We start from the raw sequence: 16427 nt of genomic DNA on the forward strand, positions 1-16427 counted from the left end.
GTCGTGCGGGCGGGCTCAGCGCGCGGCCGCCCGGGGCGGCGGTTCGAAGAGCGCGCAGTTCGCGGTGGTGCGGGTCGAGAGCGACTCGTACGAGACGGGGAGGTCCTGCATGGGCGCCCAGCCGAGGTCGGGCCGGGCGTTCGAGACGTCCCAGTACGCCGAGGCGAAGCGCGAGACGCCGTGGTAGACGCCGAACCCGGGGCCCGCGCGGAGGCACGCGGCGACGAGCGACGCGGCGTCGTCGTCGCCGAACCAGGTCTGCGCGAGGCCGCGGCTGACCGGATCCCACCCGGTCAGGCCGAAGCGGATGAGGCGCACCGACGCACCGGTCTCGTCGTGGCGCAGCCGGGCGAGCGCCTCGACGGCGGCCTTCCCGACGCCGTACTCGCAGCAGGGGCGGGCGAGCGTGTCGGTGCGCACGGGGGTCGCGCCGAACCGGTAGTCGCCGCCGGACGCGTGCACCGAGCTCGCGATCACGATCCGCGGCACCGAGGCCGCGGCGGCCGCATCGAGCACGGAGCGTGCGAGGTCGAGGTTGCCGACGGCCGACGACCACGGCGACCTGGGGCTCGGGTCGGCGGCCAGGTGCAGCACGGCCGCGGCGCCGTCCATGGCGGTGCGCAGCAGGGCGGGGTCGGATGCCTCGCCGAGCGAGACCGCGTCGGGCTCGAACGTGGTCGGCTTCCCGGCCCGGTCGACGACGTGGATGCGGTGGCTCGCGGCCAGGCGCGGGACGACGACGCGGGCGACCCTGCCGAAGCCGCCCGTCACGACCAGCCAGGGTCGGTCGGAATGCCTCATGATCTTCCACCCTCCTCAGGGTCGCCCGCGCCGAGCTTCACGGCGACGGTCCATTCGGTCCACTGGTCGGCCGACAACTCGAGCGCGGAGCCGGCCGCCGCGGCGGCCTCGACGTCGTCGCCCGGCGAGGTCGCCGGTTCGGGGCACACGACGGGTTCGCGCGATCGCCAGCAGTGGTCGATCCACAGCGCGGCGGCCGTGATCGGTCCCGTCCACGACATCGTGAGCGCGGCGCCGTCGGCGTGGTGCACCCCGAGCTCCGTCGGCGCCGTCTCGCTCACGCCGAACCAGAGCTTCCGGCCCGCACCGCGGGGCACGTCGGCCAGTGCGGGGGCCGTGTCGTCCCACGACGTCTCGACGAGTCGCCCGCGTTCGTCGCGCGCGGCAGTGCGAGGCACGGGGGCGACCCGTACGCGTGTCGCGCCGTCGGCGCGGAACTGCGGATGCGCCATCCACAGGAACGGCAGGCCGGGCTCGAGCGACCGCGCGGCGTAGTCGAGGACGAACCCGTCTCGGACGGCGGTCAGCGTGCGTCGGAGGGTGAACCGGTCCGTGCGCACCTCGAGCGCGATCGCGTCGTCCCGCGCGTCGAGCACAGACCATGGCGTGCGCCAGACGTCGCCGTGGTCGGCCATCCCCTTGGTCCGCACCGTCGGCGCCATCTCGTCCCAGCCGCACATCTCGGCGTCGGCGAACGCAACCGAGTGGTCGACCGCGGGCAGGTCGCCGTCGGGCTGCGCGAGCCACTCGCGGCCGGCACGATCGGCGAGCGAGGCGATCTTCGCCCCCCGACCCGGGAGCACGACGACCTCGCCCCACTCCGCGGCGAGCGCGATCGACTCCTCCCCGCGCCACCGCCCACGCGCGACCGTCATCTAGCGTCCCGCCTTCGCCTCGGCGATCGACCGCCGCAGTTCGGCGATGCCGTCCGTCCAGGTCGAGGGGTCGCCCGCGGTGATCGCGCCACCCATCCCGACGGCGACCGCACCGGCCCGGATGTACTCGGCCGCGTCCTCGCGCGTCACGCCGCCCGTCGGCACCAGTGCGACCTGCGGCAGCGCCTGCAGCATGTCGCGCACGCTCGCCGGCCCGTACGCGCTCGCGGGGAAGAGCTTGACGAAGTCGGCGCCGAGCGACTGGGCCCGGATGGCCTCGGTCGGCGTCGCGGCACCGGGGAGCGTCGCCAGGCCGTAGCGGTGCGAGGTCGCGAGGACCTCCTCGTCGACGGTCGGCGCGACCGTGAACTGGGCGCCGGCCAGCGCGGCGAGCCGTGCCGTGGTGCCGTCGAGCACGGTGCCGACGCCGACGATCACGTCCGCGGCGGATTCCTGCCGGAGCGTCGTGATGACCTCCAGCGCGCCGGGCGTCGTGAGCGAGACCTCGAGCACGTGCTGGCCCGCCTCGATCAGCCGGCGCGAGCGCTCGAGCGCGTCATCCGCGCTGCGCGAGCGCACGATCGCGACGATGCCGCTCGAGGCGATCGCGGCGGCGATGTCAAAGCGCTGCATGGGAGCCTCCGGCCTGCGCGGTCGCCGCGCCGACGGCCGGGGTGCCGGCCGGGATCCAATCGGTGCCCTCCGCAGCGCGGCGGACGAGCTCGTCCGCGGGCACGTCGAGGCGGCCCACGTCGGAGTGCGAGGTGAGCGCGACGCCCGCCATCAGGTGGCCGAGGCGCACGCACGCGGGGTCGTCGAGACCGCTGAGGTACCCGTGCAGCCAGCCGGCGGCGAACGCGTCGCCCGCGCCGACGGGCTCGACGACCTCGACGGGAAGGGCCGGGACGGCGATGCGCCCCTCCTCCGAGAAGACCACGCACTCGATCGCGCCGTCCTTGACGACGAGGCGCCGCGGCTCCGGGAGGATCTCGCGCACGTCGTCGGCGGTCGCGCAGTTCCAGAGCGCGTGCGCCTCGTCGAGGCCCACGAACACGATGTCGCTGCGCCGCGCGACGGCCTCGATCGCGTTCGCCGCCGTCCGCCGGTCGGGCCAGAGCGGTGCGCGGTAGTTCACGTCGAAGCTGACCGGCACCCCGCTCGCCCGCGCCTCGCGGGCGAGCGTCGTGACCGACTCCCAGCAGCTCTCCGAGAGCGCGAGGGTCACGCCGGTGACGTGCACGGCCCGCGGCGCGGTGTCGAGCACCGAGCGCGCGTAGCCGACGTCCATGAGCGTGGCCGCCGATCCGGACCGGTAGTAGTACACGGTCGAGCCCGCCGGGTTCGGGTCCTTGAAGAAGGTGCCGGTCCGGTGCCCGCCGACCTCCCGCACGAGGGGCGTGGCGACCCCCGCCGCGGCGAGGTCGTCGCGGATGCGGCGCCCCAGCGGGTCGTCGCCGAGGAATCCGGCCCACGACGCGCGCGTGCCCAGCCTGGCCAGCGCGATCGCGACGTTGGACTCGGCGCCCGCCGTGGTGATCGCGAACGAGCTCGCGTGCTCGAGGCCCGCGCCGTCGTCGGGGACGATCTGCGCCATCGACTCGCCGATGCAGACGACCGAGCCCGCCATCTCGCCGCTCATGCCGCCACCTCGAATCGGGCGATGAAGTCGCGGTCGACCTCGATGCCGAGGCCGGGGCCCTCCGGCGGGGAGACCACGCCGTGCTCGCGGATCTGCCGCTGCAGGTCGAGCGGCTCCACGAGGAGCTCGTCGCGGAAGCGGTTCGGCGTCGTGTCGAACTCGAGCATGGGCTGGCGGGCGAACATCCCGCCGGGGAGGTCGGGCATCGCCGCGAGCAGGTGCATGTTGGCGGTGACGGCGACCGCGGATCCCCAGACGTGGTTCACGATCGGCACGAACCTGCTGTGCGCGAGCGTGCGCACCTTGAGGTACTCCGAGATGCCGCCGAGCGCGCAGACCTCGGGCTGCGCGATGTCGACGCAGCCGGCGTCGAGCAGGTCGCGCCATCCCCAGCGCGTGAACTCGGCCTCGCCGCCCGCGATGCTCACCTCGAGCCCGTCGCGGAGTCGCCGGTAGCCGTCCCGGTCCTCGGGGGCGACCGGCTCCTCGAACCACGCGACGCCGAGTTCGCCGAGCGCCCTGCCGACGTGCATCGCGTCGTCGACGTCGTAGCAGTGGTTCGCGTCGACCATGACCGGGAAGTCGTCGCCGACCGCGCCGCGAACGGCCTCGACGAGCCCGATGTCGGGCTTCGCGCCGAGGCCGACCTTCATCTTCGTCGCCGCGTAGCCGGCCGCCTTGATCTCGGCCGCCTCCTCGGCCATCCGCTCGGCCAGGCCGTCGCCGCGGGTCAGCATCATGCCGTATCCGTAGACCGGGATGGAACTGCGGAAGGCTCCGCCGACGAGCTGGGTGAGCGACTGGCCGGTGATCTTGCCGAACAGGTCCCACAGCGCGATGTCGACGCCCGAGAGCGCCTGGATCGGCATGCCCTTCTGGCCGTGGTCGCGCAGCAGGTTGTAGACCCGGTGCCAGGAGACCTCGCGGTCGAGCGGGTCGGTGCCGACGAGCATCGGCGCGATGACCTGCTCGACGATGACCTTGTTCGCGAGGGCCACGTTGCCGGGGCCGAAGCACTCGCCCCAGCCGACGAGGCCCTCGTCGGTCCGCACCTCGACGAGGTGGGTCGTGCGGCCCGAGTAGTACTGCTGCGAGTACCCGAGCTCGCGGTCCAGCTGGTATTGCAGGACGTGACTGGTGATCTGGGTGATGCGCATCTACTGCTCTCCGTGGGGTGCTGCGGCCACGGGCGTCGTGACGCGCTGGGTCGCGAGGTAGTCGTCGAGGGCGAGGATCGAGCAGTCGAATCCGACGCCGGACTGCTTGAAGCCGCCGTGCGGAAGCTCGATCGCGTACTTGACGCCGTTGACCTGCACCTCGCCGAAGCGCAGCTCGTCGACGCATCGGGCCACGAGGCCGGGGTCGGTGCCGAACACGAACGAGCTGAGGCCCGCGTCGGTGTCGTTGGCGCGCGCGATCGCGTCGTCGACGTCGGCGAAGCGCTGCACGGCGACGACCGGCCCGAAGATCTCCTCCTCGGCCAGCGCCATGTCGCCGCGGACGTCGGCGACGACGGTCGGCTCGACCCACGCGCGCGTGGGCGCATCGTCGATGCGGCGCCCGCCGGCGAGCACCTGCGCACCGTCGGATTCGGCCCGCGACACCAGGTCGAGCACGCGGTCGACGGCGCGCTCGTCGATCATGGGGCCCATGTCGACGGTGCCGGCGTCGCCGACGCCGACGCGCACGCCGCGCGCCCGCTCGACCAGCCGCGCGACGAGGTCGTCGGCGACGTCCTCGTGCACGAGCACGCGGTTCGGCGCGACGCAGACCTGGCCGGCGTTGGCGAACTTGAGGTCGCCGATGACGGATGCCGCGAGTTCGAGGTCCGCGTCCGGGAGCACGATCGCCGGCGCGTTGCCGCCGAGCTCGAACGAGAACCGCTTGATCGAGGTCGCCGCGGTCCGCATGACGTGGCGGCCGGTCTCGGTCGAGCCGATCAGCGTGATCAGCGCCGGGATCGTCGAGGACGACAGGGCGTCGCCGATGGCCTGGTCGTCGCCCCAGACGAAGTTCACGACCCCGTCGGGGAGCCCGACCTCGGCGCAGATGCGGGCGAGGACGGAGGCCGCGAGCGGCGTGCGCGCCGAGGGCTTCAGGACGAGCGGCGCTCCGGCGGCCATCGCCGGGCCGATCTTGTACGCGATGTTGAGCAGGGGGAAGTTCCAGGCCACGAACGCGACGGCGACGCCGATCGGCACGCGCCGCAGTTCGTGCCGGTGGGTGCCGGCCAGGTCGGCGAGCGGCTCGGGACCGAGCGTGCGGGCCGCGTCGGCGTAGAACCCGAGCGCGTCGACGAGCAGGCGGTGGTCGTCCTCCGACTGCTCCCAGGTCTTGCCGGTCTCGGCGGTCACGGCCGCGCGGAGCTCGTGCTCGGCGTCGATCACGGCGCGCTGCAGGGCGAGCATCCACTGCGCGCGCCCGCCGCCGCCGATCGCGGCCCATCCGTCGGCCGCGCGGGCGGCGGCGAGCAGCGCCGCTTCGGCGTCGGCGATGCTCGCCCAGGCGACGCGGCCGACGACCTCCCCGGTCGCGGGCGATCGGACCTCGCGGAGGCCCAGGCCCTCGCGGAGGTCGCCGTCGATGTAGAGCAGGCCGTCGGCCGTGCGGGTCGTCGGGTCGCTCATGCGCGTACGCTCCAATCCGTCTCGTCGGCCGGGGTCGGGGTCGTCCCCGCCGCACCCGGCCTGGTCTCGAGCAGTCGTCCGGACCAGTCGTGGCCCGCGGCACCGGCGCGCGGCGGCGCGGTCGTGAGGTACAGCACGTCGAGGTCCGGGCCCCCGAACGCGCACGAGGTGACCGTGGGAACCGGCGTCGGGAGGCGGTCGGCGGGTCGGCCGTCGGGCGTGAAGGAGCGGAGCGCGCCCTCGCCCGCGCAGGCGACCCAGACGCGGCCGTCCGCGTCGACCGCGAGACCGTCGGGCACCGATGCGGGGTCGAGGTCGGCGAACACCTCCGCCTCGCCGGCGGGATCGGCCGGATCCAGCGTCCAGATGCGGGCGTCGAGCGTGTCCACGAGGTACACGCGGTTCCCGTCGGGGCTGAATCCGATGCCGTTGGGCAGGCGCAGGTCGCCGCGGACCCGCTCGACCCGTCCGCGGCCGATCCGCCACAGAGCGCCGACCCGCTCGTCGGTCGGCGCGGTCGGCATGGTCCCGGCCCAGACCGTGCCCTCGGCGTCGACGCCGAGGTCGTTGATCCGCGCCGGGCCCTCGGTCAGGCGCGCGATCGAGGTCAGGCCGCCGTCGGCGCCGAGGCGGACCAGTTCGCCGCCGCGGGCGACGAGGGTCCCACCGGACGCGGTGGGCCACGCCGCCGAGACCGGCGCGGGCAGCACGGTCGTGGCGGTCTCCCCCGTCGCCGGGTCGGTTCGGTGCACGTGGCCGCGGGGGATGTCGACCCAGAGGATCGTCGCCGTGGCGGCATCCCACACCGGGCCCTCACCGAAGTCGGCCGTCACGTCGCCCACCGGGGCGACGGCGTGGGCGACCGCGGTCGCGTCGCGCGACTCAGCCATCGGAGCCTCCGATCACCCAGCTCGACGTCGTCCAGTCGGCGAGCAGCGACAGGTCGATGTCGACGCCGAGCCCCGGACCCTCGGGGATGCGGTAGCCGTCGACGTCGCACTCGACGGGCTCGACGAGCAGTCGGTTGCCGACCTCGAGCTGCCCCGGTTGGTACTCCATCGTCAGGAAGTTGCGCGTCGCGGCAGCGACCTGGATGCCGGCCGCGATGTAGATGCCGAGCCCGACGCCGAGGTGCAGGGCCACCGGCGTGTGGAACGCCTCGGCGAGCGCGTTCACGCCCTCGGCCTCGGTGATGCCCATCCGGCCGACGTCGGGCTGGATGATGTCCGCCGACCTGCCGACGAGGCGGTCGCGGAAGTCGTACCTGGTGCGCAGCTCCTCGCCGATCGCGACGGGCGCCGAGAGCGCGCGGGCGACTTCGGCCTGGCCCGGGCCGTCCTCCGGCGCGATGGGCGCCTCGAGGAAGCCGAGCCCGTGGGGCTGCATCCGCTCGCCGACCTCGATCGCCTGCGAGACGGTGTACCGCCAGTGCGCGTCCACGTACAGTTCGGCGTCAGGTCCGACGAGCTCGCGCACCGTGGCGAAGGACAGCTCGTCCTCGCGGACGCCGTTGCCGAGCGGGAGCTTGAAGCTCCGGTGGCCCTCGTCGAGCCACCGCCGGACCTTCTGCACCCGGGACGCGTCGTCGGGAGCCGAGAGCCCCGACACGTACGCCGGGATCCGGTCGCGGAGGCGACCGCCGAGCAGCGTCGCGACCGGGACGCCGAGGAGCTTCGCCTTGAGGTCCCACAGGGCGATGTCGAGCGCGGCGACGGCGTCGAGGTGGTAGCCGTTCATGTGCCCGCGCTCGCGCATGGCGTCGTAGCCGTCGAGCCAGGCGGACTGCGTCCGCATCGGGTCGGCGCCGATGAGGAACGGGCCCAGGAGTCGTTCGACGATGGTCGAGGCCACCTCGGGCACGAGCGGTGCCTGCGCCTCGCCCCAGCCGTGGGTGCCGTCGTCGGCGGTCACGCGCACGAGGAGGGTCTCGGACTTCGTCGAGTAGGCCGACCGGTACTTGGTGTGCCGGACGTAGTTCCCGCGAGCGGAATCGGGGACCACCTGGGCGCCTCCGCCGAGGTAGCTCTGGTCCATCTTCACGACGTAGCCGCGGATCTCGCGGATGCGGACGGTCATCGGGCGACCTCCCCGACGAGCGCGAACTCCTCGACGAAGCGGTCGACCGCCGCTGCGTCGGTGTCGGACAGCACGACGCCGGGGCGCCGGCACACGGGCGTGGAGATGAGTCCGCGGCGGTGCGCGATCCGCTTCTCGGCGGCGACCATCGTGTCCTGCGTGGTGGCCCACCCGAGCAGGTACGGCACGAGCCGGCCGAACACGCCGGCCGCGGTCGCCTCGTCGCCGTCGGCCCACACCGACATGATCGACTCGTAGACCTCGACGAACCCGGAGCCGGGCTGCACGCCGACGGCGCCGAGCCGGAGCGACTCGAGCAGGTAGAGGCCGCCGTTGCCGGCGAGGCTCGGGATGGGAGCGTCGCCTTCGGCGAGCTCGGCGATGAACCGGTACGGCGGCCGCGCCTCGACCTTGACGGCGACCAGGTTCGGGTGCTCGGCGGCGAGCTCGCGCACGTCGCCGGCGGTGAGGCCTCCGGGCGCGGTCGGCGCGTGCTGGAGGACGACCGCGGTCTCGGGGAGGGCGGCGAGCAGCGCGCGGCAGTGCGCGACCACCTGCGAGCGCGGAGCGCCGCTCTCGCGCGGGGGCAGCAGGTTGACCGCCTGCGCGCCCGAGTCGACCCACGTGCGCGCCTCGTCGAGGGCGACCCGCGTCGCGGGCGCCTGCACCGCGAGGACGGGGACCGTGCGCGTGCCGCGCGTCGCCTCGATCAGGCGGATGCCGAGCATCGTCTTCTCGGCGGGCGCGAGCTTGGCGAACTCCGATGCGAACCCCGGGAACATGATCGCGGGCACGTCCCGGGCGAGCAGGTGCTCGAGCACGCGGTCGAACGATGCGAGGTCGACCTCCTCGGCGGCGTCGAACGGCGTCATCATCACGGGCGCGACGCCCGCGAGACGATCGACGCCGATCGGCACCGCGCTCACTTCACGGCTCCGAGGGTGAGGCCCTGGACGACCCGGCCCTGCATGAACGCGAAGATCAGGATCAGGGGCAGCACGCCGAGGATGGCGGCCGGGAACAGCTCCGTCGGGTCGACCGTGTACGGGTTGATGAACGAGTAGGCGTTCACCATGACCGTGCGCTTGTTCGGGTCGCTCAGGAACACGAGCGGCACGATCAGGTCGTTCCACACGTGCAGCGTGAGGTAGATGCCCAGCGTGGCCGTCACCGGTCGCAGCAGCGGGAAGATGACCACGCGGAAGGTGCGCAGCGACCCCGCGCCGTCGAGCGCCGCAGCCTCCTCGAGCTCCGTCGGGATCTGCCGCAGGAAGCTCGTGTAGAAGAAGATCGCCACCGGCAGGAAGAGCCCCGCGTAGGTGAGCACGACGCCGACGTAGGTGTCGAGCAGCCTCATGTCGCGGAGCAGGACGAAGAGCGGGCCGATGATCACGAACACCGGCAGCGTCATTCCGAGGATGAACGCACGGTAGACCCAGTTGGTCCAGCGCCGGGTGAGGCGGGCGAGCGGGTAGGCGGCGAGCGAGCCGAAGCCGATGATGACGATGAGGCTCGACACGAGGATCAGGACCGTGCTCGCCACGCTCGGCAGGTAGTTCATCCGGCTCCACGCGAGCGCGTAGTTGTCGAGCGTGGGCGGGATCGGGATCCCGAACGGGTTCTCGGCGAAGTCGGCCGGCGAGCGGAACGACGCGAAGACGGTCAGCACCAGCGGGCCGACGATGAGCACGACGGCGAGGAACAGCCCGATGTCGCCGAGCAGTCGGGAGACCGACGGACGAGCGCGTCGTCGAGCGGGGGGCGCGCCGCCGACGGTGCCGCGCCGGCCGCCGCGGCCGACACGGGTGGTCACGGCCTCGGTCTGGGTCATGGTGGTCGACACGGTCAGATCCTCTCTTCCCGGCGGCGGAGCACGGTGTTCACGATGCCGCTCAGGACGACGACGACGACGAGGAGGAGCACGGCGATGGTGACGCCGTAGGAGAACAGTCCCTGGCCGCCGAAGATCTTCTCGTAGATGAGCATGGTGAGCGTGGTCGTCGACTCCGCGGGGCCGCCGTTGGTCATGACGAGCGGGAACTCGAAGACCTTCAGCGATCCGATGAGCGAGAGCGTGACGTTCACGGTGAGGGACGGGGCGAGCAGCGGCCACTCGATGGACCAGAACCTGCGGAGGCCGCCGGCGCCGTCGATGCGCGCCGCCTCGAGGAGGTCGCTCGGCATGTTCATGTAGCCGGCGTAGAAGATCGCCGCGGAGAAGCCGATGAACATCCAGATGTTCACCACGGCGATGGCCCAGAGGGCGATGTCGGGGTCGCCGAGCCAGATGCGCGTGAGGCCGTCGAGGCCGACGTTGCTGAGCACGGTGTTGATGACGCCGTCGGGCGAGTAGAACGCCGACCAGATGAAGGCCGCCATGACCGGCGAGATGAGCATCGGCAGGAGGACGAGCACGCTGTACACGCGCTGCTGGCGCGGACGGCTGTAGAACGCCCTGGCGATGGCGAGCGCGATGCCGTTCTGGAAGATGCAGACCACGACGGCGAAGGCGATGGAGCGCCACATCGCGTCGATGACGTCCTGGTCGTTGAACATCTGGACGAAGTTGTCCAGGCCGACGAACTCGCCGGCGCCGCCGGCGGGGCTGTCGGTGAGGCTCAGCCGCACGCTCGCGATGAGCGGGTAGATGATGACGACGAGGTAGATGATGGCGGCGGGCGCCAGGAACAGCAGCGCCTTGCGCGGGTGTCGGACGATCACGTCGGTTCCTTCCAGGTGGACCCCGGGAGGGCGCGGGGGCGCCCTCCCGGGACCGGGGGTTACTCGGGGCGGAGGCCCTCGTCGAGATCCGCCAGGAACTCCTGGTCGGATCCGTACTGGCCGAGCATCCAGGCCTGCATCTTGGACTTCATGGTCTTGTTGCCCTCGGCGCTCAGCCACGAGTTGCGGGGCAGCAGGTGGAAGCGGCCGTCGGTGTAGGCGTCGATCACGGTGGCCGCGACCTCGTCCTCGGCGGCCGGGGCGCCGGTCCAGGGGCTGACCGCGTGCTCGGCCTCGAGGAACGGTGCGGCGTTCTCGGCGTCGGCCCAGAAGTCGAGGTACGCCTTGGCGGCCTCGGCGTTCTCGGTGTTCGCGTTGATCGACCACGAGGTGCCCGAGATGAAGCCGACGCTCGGCAGCTCGCCATCCGCAGCCGCGGGCCACGGGTTGAAGGTGAAGTCCTCCAGGCCCGCCTTCTGGATGGCCTGCACCATCCAGCCGCCCTGGAACCAGAACGCGTACTTGCCGGCGGCGAAGTCGTTCAGGCCATCCGACCACTCGTCGGTCCCGAGCTCGCGCTCGAAGTCCACGTAGCCCTCCTCCTGGAGCGCCGCGACCTGCTGGAGCGCGTCCTCCCACTCGGTGAAGCTGGCCTCACCGGCGTTGAACTTGTCGTCCCAGTCGGGGGTGTCCTGGTAGATGAGCGTCGAGGCGATGCCGTTGAGCGACATCTGGCCGGTGTCGCCCGCCTTGTTCGGGTAGGCGATGGGGGTGATGCCGGCGTCCTTCAGCTTGGCCAGGGCGTCCTCGAACTCCGACCAGGTCGCCGGGACCTCCGAGATGCCCGCCTCCTCGAGGAGCGCGGTGTTCGCGAAGAGGCCCTCGGGGATGAGCTCCATGGGCTGGGAGTACACGACGTCGTCGACCGAGATCGAGGGGATGACCGACGGGTCGACGTTCGAGACCCACTCCTCGTCGGAGAGGTCCATGAGGTAGCCGGCCTTGCTCCAGCCCGGGATGCGCGTGACGTCGGTCATGATGACGTCGGCGCCGTCGCCGGCCAGCAGCTGCGGCTGGATCTTCTGGCTGTACGCGTCCCCCGGCGGGACGTACTCGAACTCGAGCTCGATGTCGGGGTTCGCCTCGCTGAACGCCTCGTTGATCGCGTCGATGTTCGCGATCTCGGAGCCGCCGCCCTTCCAGCCCTGCACGTGCAGGACGGTCGTGCCGTCGGCGCTCTCAGAGCTGTCGGCCGAGCAGGCGCTGACGCCCACGAGGAGCGTGCCGGCGGCCAGCAGGGCGCCGATCGTGCGGGGTGCGAGCAGTCGGGCTGCACCGCTTTCGGAGTGGGACTTCATCGTTCTTCCTCTCTTGGTGTGCTGGGTATTCGGGGGTGGAAGCAGTGGGACGGTCACCAGTCGCCGTGGGAGCCGTCGGGGTGGGTGAACCGGGGCGAGGGCCAGGCGCCGTCGTAGGCGCGCTCGGCGAGGAGGGTCTCGTCGACCTCGATGCCGAGGCCCGGGCCGGTCGGCACGTCGACATGGCCGTCGCGGATCTCGAACGGGGTGGCGAGCAGCCCGTGACCGAGGTCGGATCCGTCCTCCATGCTCGGGTGCTCCTGGATCAGGAAGTTCGGCGTGGTCGCGTCGACCTGCAGGCACGCGGCGAGCGAGATCGGCCCGAGCGGATTGTGCGGGGCGACCGAGACGTAATGCGCCTCGGCCATCGCGGCGATCCGGCGGACCTCGCTGATGCCGCCGGCGTGGCACAGGTCGGGCTGCACGATGGCCACGGCTCGCTTCTCGAGCAGCTCGCGGAAGCCCCACTTCGTGAACACCCGCTCGCCCGCGGCGATCGGGACGGTCGTCGAGGCGGCGACGTCGGCCATCGCGTCGACGTTCTCGGGGAGGCAGGGCTCCTCGACGAACATCGGGTCGAGGTCGTCGAGCTTGGCGATGAGCCGCTTGGCCATCGCGGGCGTCGTGCGGCCGTGGAAGTCGAGCGCGATGTCGAACGTCGGCCCGACGGCCTCGCGGACCGCGGCCACCCGCGCGACCTGCCGCGCGACGTAGTCGGGGGTGTCCACGCCGGCGACGGGGCCGTCGAGGCCGAACTTGATGGCGGACATCCCGGAGCGCTGCGCCCGGAGCGCGGCGTCGACGAAGTCCTCGACGCCCTGGCCGCGCGCGTGGCCGTACATGCGGATGCGGTCGCGGACCCGCCCGCCGAGGAGCTCGTGCACCGGGGCGTCGAAGTGCTTGCCGGTGAGGTCCCACAGCGCCTGGTCGATGCCGCTGATGGCGCTGGTGAGGACGGGACCGCCCCGGTAGAACGCACCGCGGTACATGACCTGCCAGTGGTGCTCCACCCGGCGCGGGTCCTGCCCGACGAGGTACTCGCCGAGGTCGTGGACCATGCGCTCGACGACGCGCGCCTGGCCTTCGACGACGGGCTCGCCCCACCCGGTGAGGCCGCGGTCGGTGTCGATCGCCAGCATGAGCCAGCGCGGCGCGACGTGGAACGTCCGAAGACCGGTGATCCTCATGCCGCGAAGCCGATCGTGCGAGGTCCCATGTGCTGGTCACCACATCCTTGTGTGTGCGTATTTTGCACATCTCTGTGCGCTGAACGATCACAACTATACACATGCAGGGCCGGAGCACAAGGGTTCAGGGGGACGCTCGGCCCGATCTTGGCGAATCCGTGACAATTCTGAGCGTGGGTGTGCATAATATGCACAGACACCAACCGTTCGACGACGAAAGGGAGGCGGCGTGTCCACCTCGACGAACAAGGCCCTCGACATCATCGAGCTGCTCTCGCAGCGACCGCGGGGGCCGAGGGAGCTCGGCGAGGCGCTGGACGTGCACCGCTCGACCATCGTCCGACTGCTGCACTCGATGGAGTCGCGCGGCTTCGTGCGGCGGATGCCGGACGGCACCTGGGGCGTCGGGTTCCACCTCGTGGCGATCGGGCAGCGGGCCCTCGACGGCATCGACCTGCGCACGGTCGCGCGCCCCTCTCTCGAGGAGCTCAGCGACGACCTCGGCCACACCATCCACCTCGCGGCCCTGGTGGGCAGCGACGTCGTGTACGTCGACAAGATCGAGGGCCTCGGCGCCGTGCGCATGCAGTCCAGGGTCGGCGCGAAGGCACTCGCGCACACGGCGGGCGTGGCGAAGGCGATCCTCGCCTTCGCCCCCGAGAAGGTGCAGGACGCCGCGATCGCGAACTGCGGGTTCGAGCGGTTCACGCGCACCACGATCACCGACGAGGCCGGCCTGCGCGCCGAGTTCGCACGGATCCGCGAGCGCGGCTGGGCGGTCGACGACGGCGAGGCCGAGGACTACATCAACTGCATCGCCGTCCCCGTGTTCGGGATGGACGGCAGCGTGCAGGGGGGCATCTCGGTCACGGCCGTGAAGTCGCTGGCCGCACTCACGGTGCTCGAGCGCGAGATGCCGAAGCTGCGCGCGGTCGGCGAGCGCATCTCGCACGAGCTCGGGGCGACCGCGCCCTATCCCGCCACCGCGTGATCGCATCGGTGCATACCGTGCACTAGGTTGTGCGCAAATCGCACAGACACGCGGCCATCACTCATCCCTGCGCTCGGACGTCGACCAGCACCCCGTGCTCCGGAGCGAGCGCGGGCATCGGCAGCCCCACCCGGCCGAGCACGGCACCGGTGGCGGTGACGCCGAGCTCCGACCATCCGACGTCCCGCCGCTGGATGGTCGAGCGCTCCGACGTCGGGTGCACCAGCTCGACGCGGTACCGCGCGTCGGGGTCGAGGCCGGGCAGGCGGACCCGACCGGGCAGTTCCTCGCGGCTGGTCGCCAGCGCGACGAACCCGAACACGGCCGCGGCGCGATCCTGCGCGACGACGCCCCGCAACGAGAACGCCGGGTCGGCGACGTCCGCGTTGACGGTCCGCCCGGCATGCAGCAGCCCGCGATACCGCTTGTACAGGTCGACGAGCGCCCGCACGTCGCCGAGCTCCTGCTCGTCGAGCGCGCGCAGGTCCCACTCGAGTCCGAGGTGGCCGAAGAGCGCCGTGATCCCACGGAACCCCAGGTCGTGCGTGCGCAGCGTCGTGTGCGAGGTCGGCGGGCCGATGTGGCTGCCCACGAGCTCCGGCGGCACGACCGCCTGCGTCCAGCGCTGGATGGTCTGCCGCTCGAGCGCGTCGTTGCAGTCCGACGCCCAGACCCGGTCGGTCCGCTCGAGGATGCCGAGGTCGACGCGCGCCCCGCCCGACGAGCAGCTCTCGATCTCGACGGTCGGGTGCGCCCGTCGGAGTCGGTCGATGAGCCGGTATGCGGCGAGCGTCTGCCGGTGCGTCGACGCCCGACCCCGGCTTCCCATCTCGACCTGGTCGCGGTTCTGGTCCCACTTCAGGTAGCGGATGTCGTTCGCCGCCAGCAGCGCGTCGAGCTTGTCGTACACGTGCTGCCAGGCCTCGGGATTCGTGAGGTCCAGCACCTGCTGGTCGCGCCAACGCGCAGGCGCGTGCTCGCCGGGCCTGCTGATCCAGTCCGGGTGCTCGCGGCAGAGTTCCGAATCCTCGCTGATCATCTCCGGCTCCACCCACAGCCCGAACTCCATGCCGCGCTCGCGCACGGCGTCGATGAGCGGGCCGAGCCCCTCGGGCCAGACGTCGCCGTCGACGTCCCAGTCCCCGAGCGACGAGGCGTCGTCACGACGGCCGAGGAACCATCCGTCGTCGAGGACGAAGCGCTCCGCGCCGACCTCCGCCGCCCGATCGGCCAGGGCGATCAGGCCGTCGAGGTCGTGGTCGAAGTAGACCGCCTCCCACGTGTTCACCACGACGGGCCGCGGCGACCGCGGATGCTGCGGACGCGCGCGCATCCAGGCGTGGAACGCGTCGGACACGCCGTCGAGTCCCCGGTCCGAGTAGGCGAAGTACGCCCACGGCGTCGTGTGGGCCGACCCCGCCGCGATGCGGAGCTCGCCGGGCTGGAAGAGCTCGGAGGAGCCGATCCGCGTGGGCCCGCCCGGCGTCGCCTCGACCGTCGTCACGCGGTTGCCGCTGAAGCCGAAGTGGGTCGCCCACACCTCGCCCGAGCGGTTCGCGAAGCCGGGCGTGCCGACCGCGGTCAGCACCGAGGCGTCGTGTCCCGTCCGCCCGTGCCGGTACTCCCGCGCCCAGGTGCCGTGCTGGATCGCGTTCCGCTGCGGATGCTGCTCGCGGCACCATCGGCCGGTCAGGTCGAGGATCTCGCGCGCCTCGGCGGCCACGGGCAGCGTGGCCATGAGCGCCTCGAGCCGGTAGTCGTCATCGCCGCCGTTGATCAGGGTGGAGCGCATCCGCAGGATGCCGGTCGGGTGCAGCTCGAGCTGGACGATCAGGCCGAGGCGCTCGACGGGGTCGTCCAGGTCCAGCGTGAGCCTCTGGACCCCGTCCTCGTCTTCGCGACGGTGGTCGCGCAGGCGCAGCCGCGGACTGAACGCGGTGCCGTCCGAACGCGACCCCGAGACGCCCGGGCGGCCGCGCCATCCGGACGACGCCTGGGGCACGAGTTCGGCGCCGATGGGTTCGTCGTAGGCGGAGAACGCGGTCGGGCCGGTGAAGGCGGCCGCGTGCGGGAACTCGGCGCCCGCGTCGGCCCCCCAGTGGAGCACGGTCGGGGTGCCGCCGGGCTCGAGCGACAGGACGATCGAGGCGCC

At 72.3% G+C, this 16427-nt stretch carries 15 protein-coding genes; 1 reads left to right on the forward strand and 14 read right to left on the reverse strand.

Features of this window, described 5'->3' with window-relative positions; genetic code table 11:
* Positions 1-15 precede the first annotated feature (15 nt).
* Genes ABME01_RS07125 through dgoD form a run of 13 tightly spaced genes read right to left on the reverse strand, consistent with a single transcriptional unit; the run spans position 16 to position 13284 of the window.
* Entirely contained in the window at positions 16-801 is a 786-nt protein-coding gene (locus ABME01_RS07125; protein WP_353827683.1) for an NAD-dependent epimerase/dehydratase family protein, read from the reverse strand.
* Positions 798-1676, reverse strand: a complete 879-nt coding sequence (locus tag ABME01_RS07130) for an aldose epimerase family protein (RefSeq protein WP_353827684.1) — start codon at positions 1674-1676, stop codon at positions 798-800. The genes ABME01_RS07125 and ABME01_RS07130 overlap by 4 nt, the downstream gene beginning before the upstream one ends.
* Entirely contained in the window at positions 1677-2309 is a 633-nt protein-coding gene (locus tag ABME01_RS07135; protein ID WP_353827685.1) for a bifunctional 4-hydroxy-2-oxoglutarate aldolase/2-dehydro-3-deoxy-phosphogluconate aldolase, read from the reverse strand.
* Positions 2296-3315 (reverse strand): sugar kinase, encoded by a 1020-nt coding sequence (locus ABME01_RS07140; RefSeq protein ID WP_353827686.1) that lies wholly within the window; start codon positions 3313-3315, stop codon positions 2296-2298. Before ABME01_RS07140 ends, ABME01_RS07135 begins: the two co-directional genes overlap by 14 nt.
* Positions 3312-4472 (reverse strand): mandelate racemase/muconate lactonizing enzyme family protein, encoded by a 1161-nt coding sequence (locus ABME01_RS07145; protein ID WP_353827687.1) that lies wholly within the window; start codon positions 4470-4472, stop codon positions 3312-3314. Before ABME01_RS07145 ends, ABME01_RS07140 begins: the two co-directional genes overlap by 4 nt.
* Positions 4473-5942 (reverse strand): aldehyde dehydrogenase family protein, encoded by a 1470-nt coding sequence (locus ABME01_RS07150; RefSeq protein WP_353827688.1) that lies wholly within the window; start codon positions 5940-5942, stop codon positions 4473-4475.
* Positions 5939-6832 carry an SMP-30/gluconolactonase/LRE family protein gene (locus ABME01_RS07155; protein WP_353827689.1) on the reverse strand — a complete coding sequence of 298 codons (894 nt, stop codon included), beginning with the start codon at positions 6830-6832 and terminating at the stop codon, positions 5939-5941. Before ABME01_RS07155 ends, ABME01_RS07150 begins: the two co-directional genes overlap by 4 nt.
* Positions 6825-8018: a mandelate racemase/muconate lactonizing enzyme family protein gene (locus ABME01_RS07160; RefSeq protein ID WP_353827690.1), complete on the reverse strand. Its 1194-nt coding sequence runs from the start codon at positions 8016-8018 to the stop codon at positions 6825-6827. The genes ABME01_RS07155 and ABME01_RS07160 overlap by 8 nt, the downstream gene beginning before the upstream one ends.
* Positions 8015-8944 carry a dihydrodipicolinate synthase family protein gene (locus tag ABME01_RS07165; RefSeq protein ID WP_353827691.1) on the reverse strand — a complete coding sequence of 310 codons (930 nt, stop codon included), beginning with the start codon at positions 8942-8944 and terminating at the stop codon, positions 8015-8017. Before ABME01_RS07165 ends, ABME01_RS07160 begins: the two co-directional genes overlap by 4 nt.
* Positions 8941-9861 carry a carbohydrate ABC transporter permease gene (locus tag ABME01_RS07170; RefSeq protein ID WP_353827692.1) on the reverse strand — a complete coding sequence of 307 codons (921 nt, stop codon included), beginning with the start codon at positions 9859-9861 and terminating at the stop codon, positions 8941-8943. The genes ABME01_RS07165 and ABME01_RS07170 overlap by 4 nt, the downstream gene beginning before the upstream one ends.
* A 2-nt stretch (positions 9862-9863) precedes the next feature.
* Complete coding sequence (locus ABME01_RS07175; protein WP_353827693.1) at positions 9864-10739, reverse strand: carbohydrate ABC transporter permease; 876 nt, start codon at positions 10737-10739, stop codon at positions 9864-9866.
* 59 nt (positions 10740-10798) lie between these two features.
* On the reverse strand, positions 10799-12097 hold the full coding sequence (locus tag ABME01_RS07180) for an ABC transporter substrate-binding protein (RefSeq protein WP_353827694.1): 1299 nt from the start codon (positions 12095-12097) through the stop codon (positions 10799-10801).
* Between the two features lie 53 nt (positions 12098-12150).
* Positions 12151-13284, reverse strand: a complete 1134-nt coding sequence (dgoD, locus tag ABME01_RS07185; protein WP_353827695.1) for a galactonate dehydratase — start codon at positions 13282-13284, stop codon at positions 12151-12153.
* Positions 13285-13513: 229 nt separating this feature from the next.
* On the opposite strand from dgoD, the gene ABME01_RS07190 reads away from it, so the two are divergent.
* Complete coding sequence (locus tag ABME01_RS07190) at positions 13514-14275, forward strand: IclR family transcriptional regulator (protein WP_353827696.1); 762 nt, start codon at positions 13514-13516, stop codon at positions 14273-14275.
* A 61-nt stretch (positions 14276-14336) separates the two neighbouring features.
* Here ABME01_RS07190 and ABME01_RS07195 read toward each other — a convergent pair whose 3' ends face one another.
* Positions 14337-16382 carry an alpha-galactosidase gene (locus ABME01_RS07195; protein ID WP_353827697.1) on the reverse strand — a complete coding sequence of 682 codons (2046 nt, stop codon included), beginning with the start codon at positions 16380-16382 and terminating at the stop codon, positions 14337-14339.
* Positions 16383-16427 lie beyond the last annotated feature (45 nt).

Source organism: Agromyces litoreus, from assembly GCF_040496015.1.
GTDB lineage: Bacteria > Actinomycetota > Actinomycetes > Actinomycetales > Microbacteriaceae > Agromyces > Agromyces litoreus.

Coding starts and splice junctions, on each gene's coding strand:
- ABME01_RS07125 (WP_353827683.1), bottom strand. CDS start 801: ATGAGGCATTCCGACCGACCCTGGCTGGTCGTGACGGGCGGCTTCGGC.
- ABME01_RS07130 (WP_353827684.1), bottom strand. CDS start 1,676: ATGACGGTCGCGCGTGGGCGGTGGCGCGGGGAGGAGTCGATCGCGCTC.
- ABME01_RS07135 (WP_353827685.1), bottom strand. CDS start 2,309: ATGCAGCGCTTTGACATCGCCGCCGCGATCGCCTCGAGCGGCATCGTC.
- ABME01_RS07140 (WP_353827686.1), bottom strand. CDS start 3,315: ATGAGCGGCGAGATGGCGGGCTCGGTCGTCTGCATCGGCGAGTCGATG.
- ABME01_RS07145 (WP_353827687.1), bottom strand. CDS start 4,472: ATGCGCATCACCCAGATCACCAGTCACGTCCTGCAATACCAGCTGGAC.
- ABME01_RS07150 (WP_353827688.1), bottom strand. CDS start 5,942: ATGAGCGACCCGACGACCCGCACGGCCGACGGCCTGCTCTACATCGAC.
- ABME01_RS07155 (WP_353827689.1), bottom strand. CDS start 6,832: ATGGCTGAGTCGCGCGACGCGACCGCGGTCGCCCACGCCGTCGCCCCG.
- ABME01_RS07160 (WP_353827690.1), bottom strand. CDS start 8,018: ATGACCGTCCGCATCCGCGAGATCCGCGGCTACGTCGTGAAGATGGAC.
- ABME01_RS07180 (WP_353827694.1), bottom strand. CDS start 12,097: ATGAAGTCCCACTCCGAAAGCGGTGCAGCCCGACTGCTCGCACCCCGC.
- dgoD (WP_353827695.1), bottom strand. CDS start 13,284: ATGAGGATCACCGGTCTTCGGACGTTCCACGTCGCGCCGCGCTGGCTC.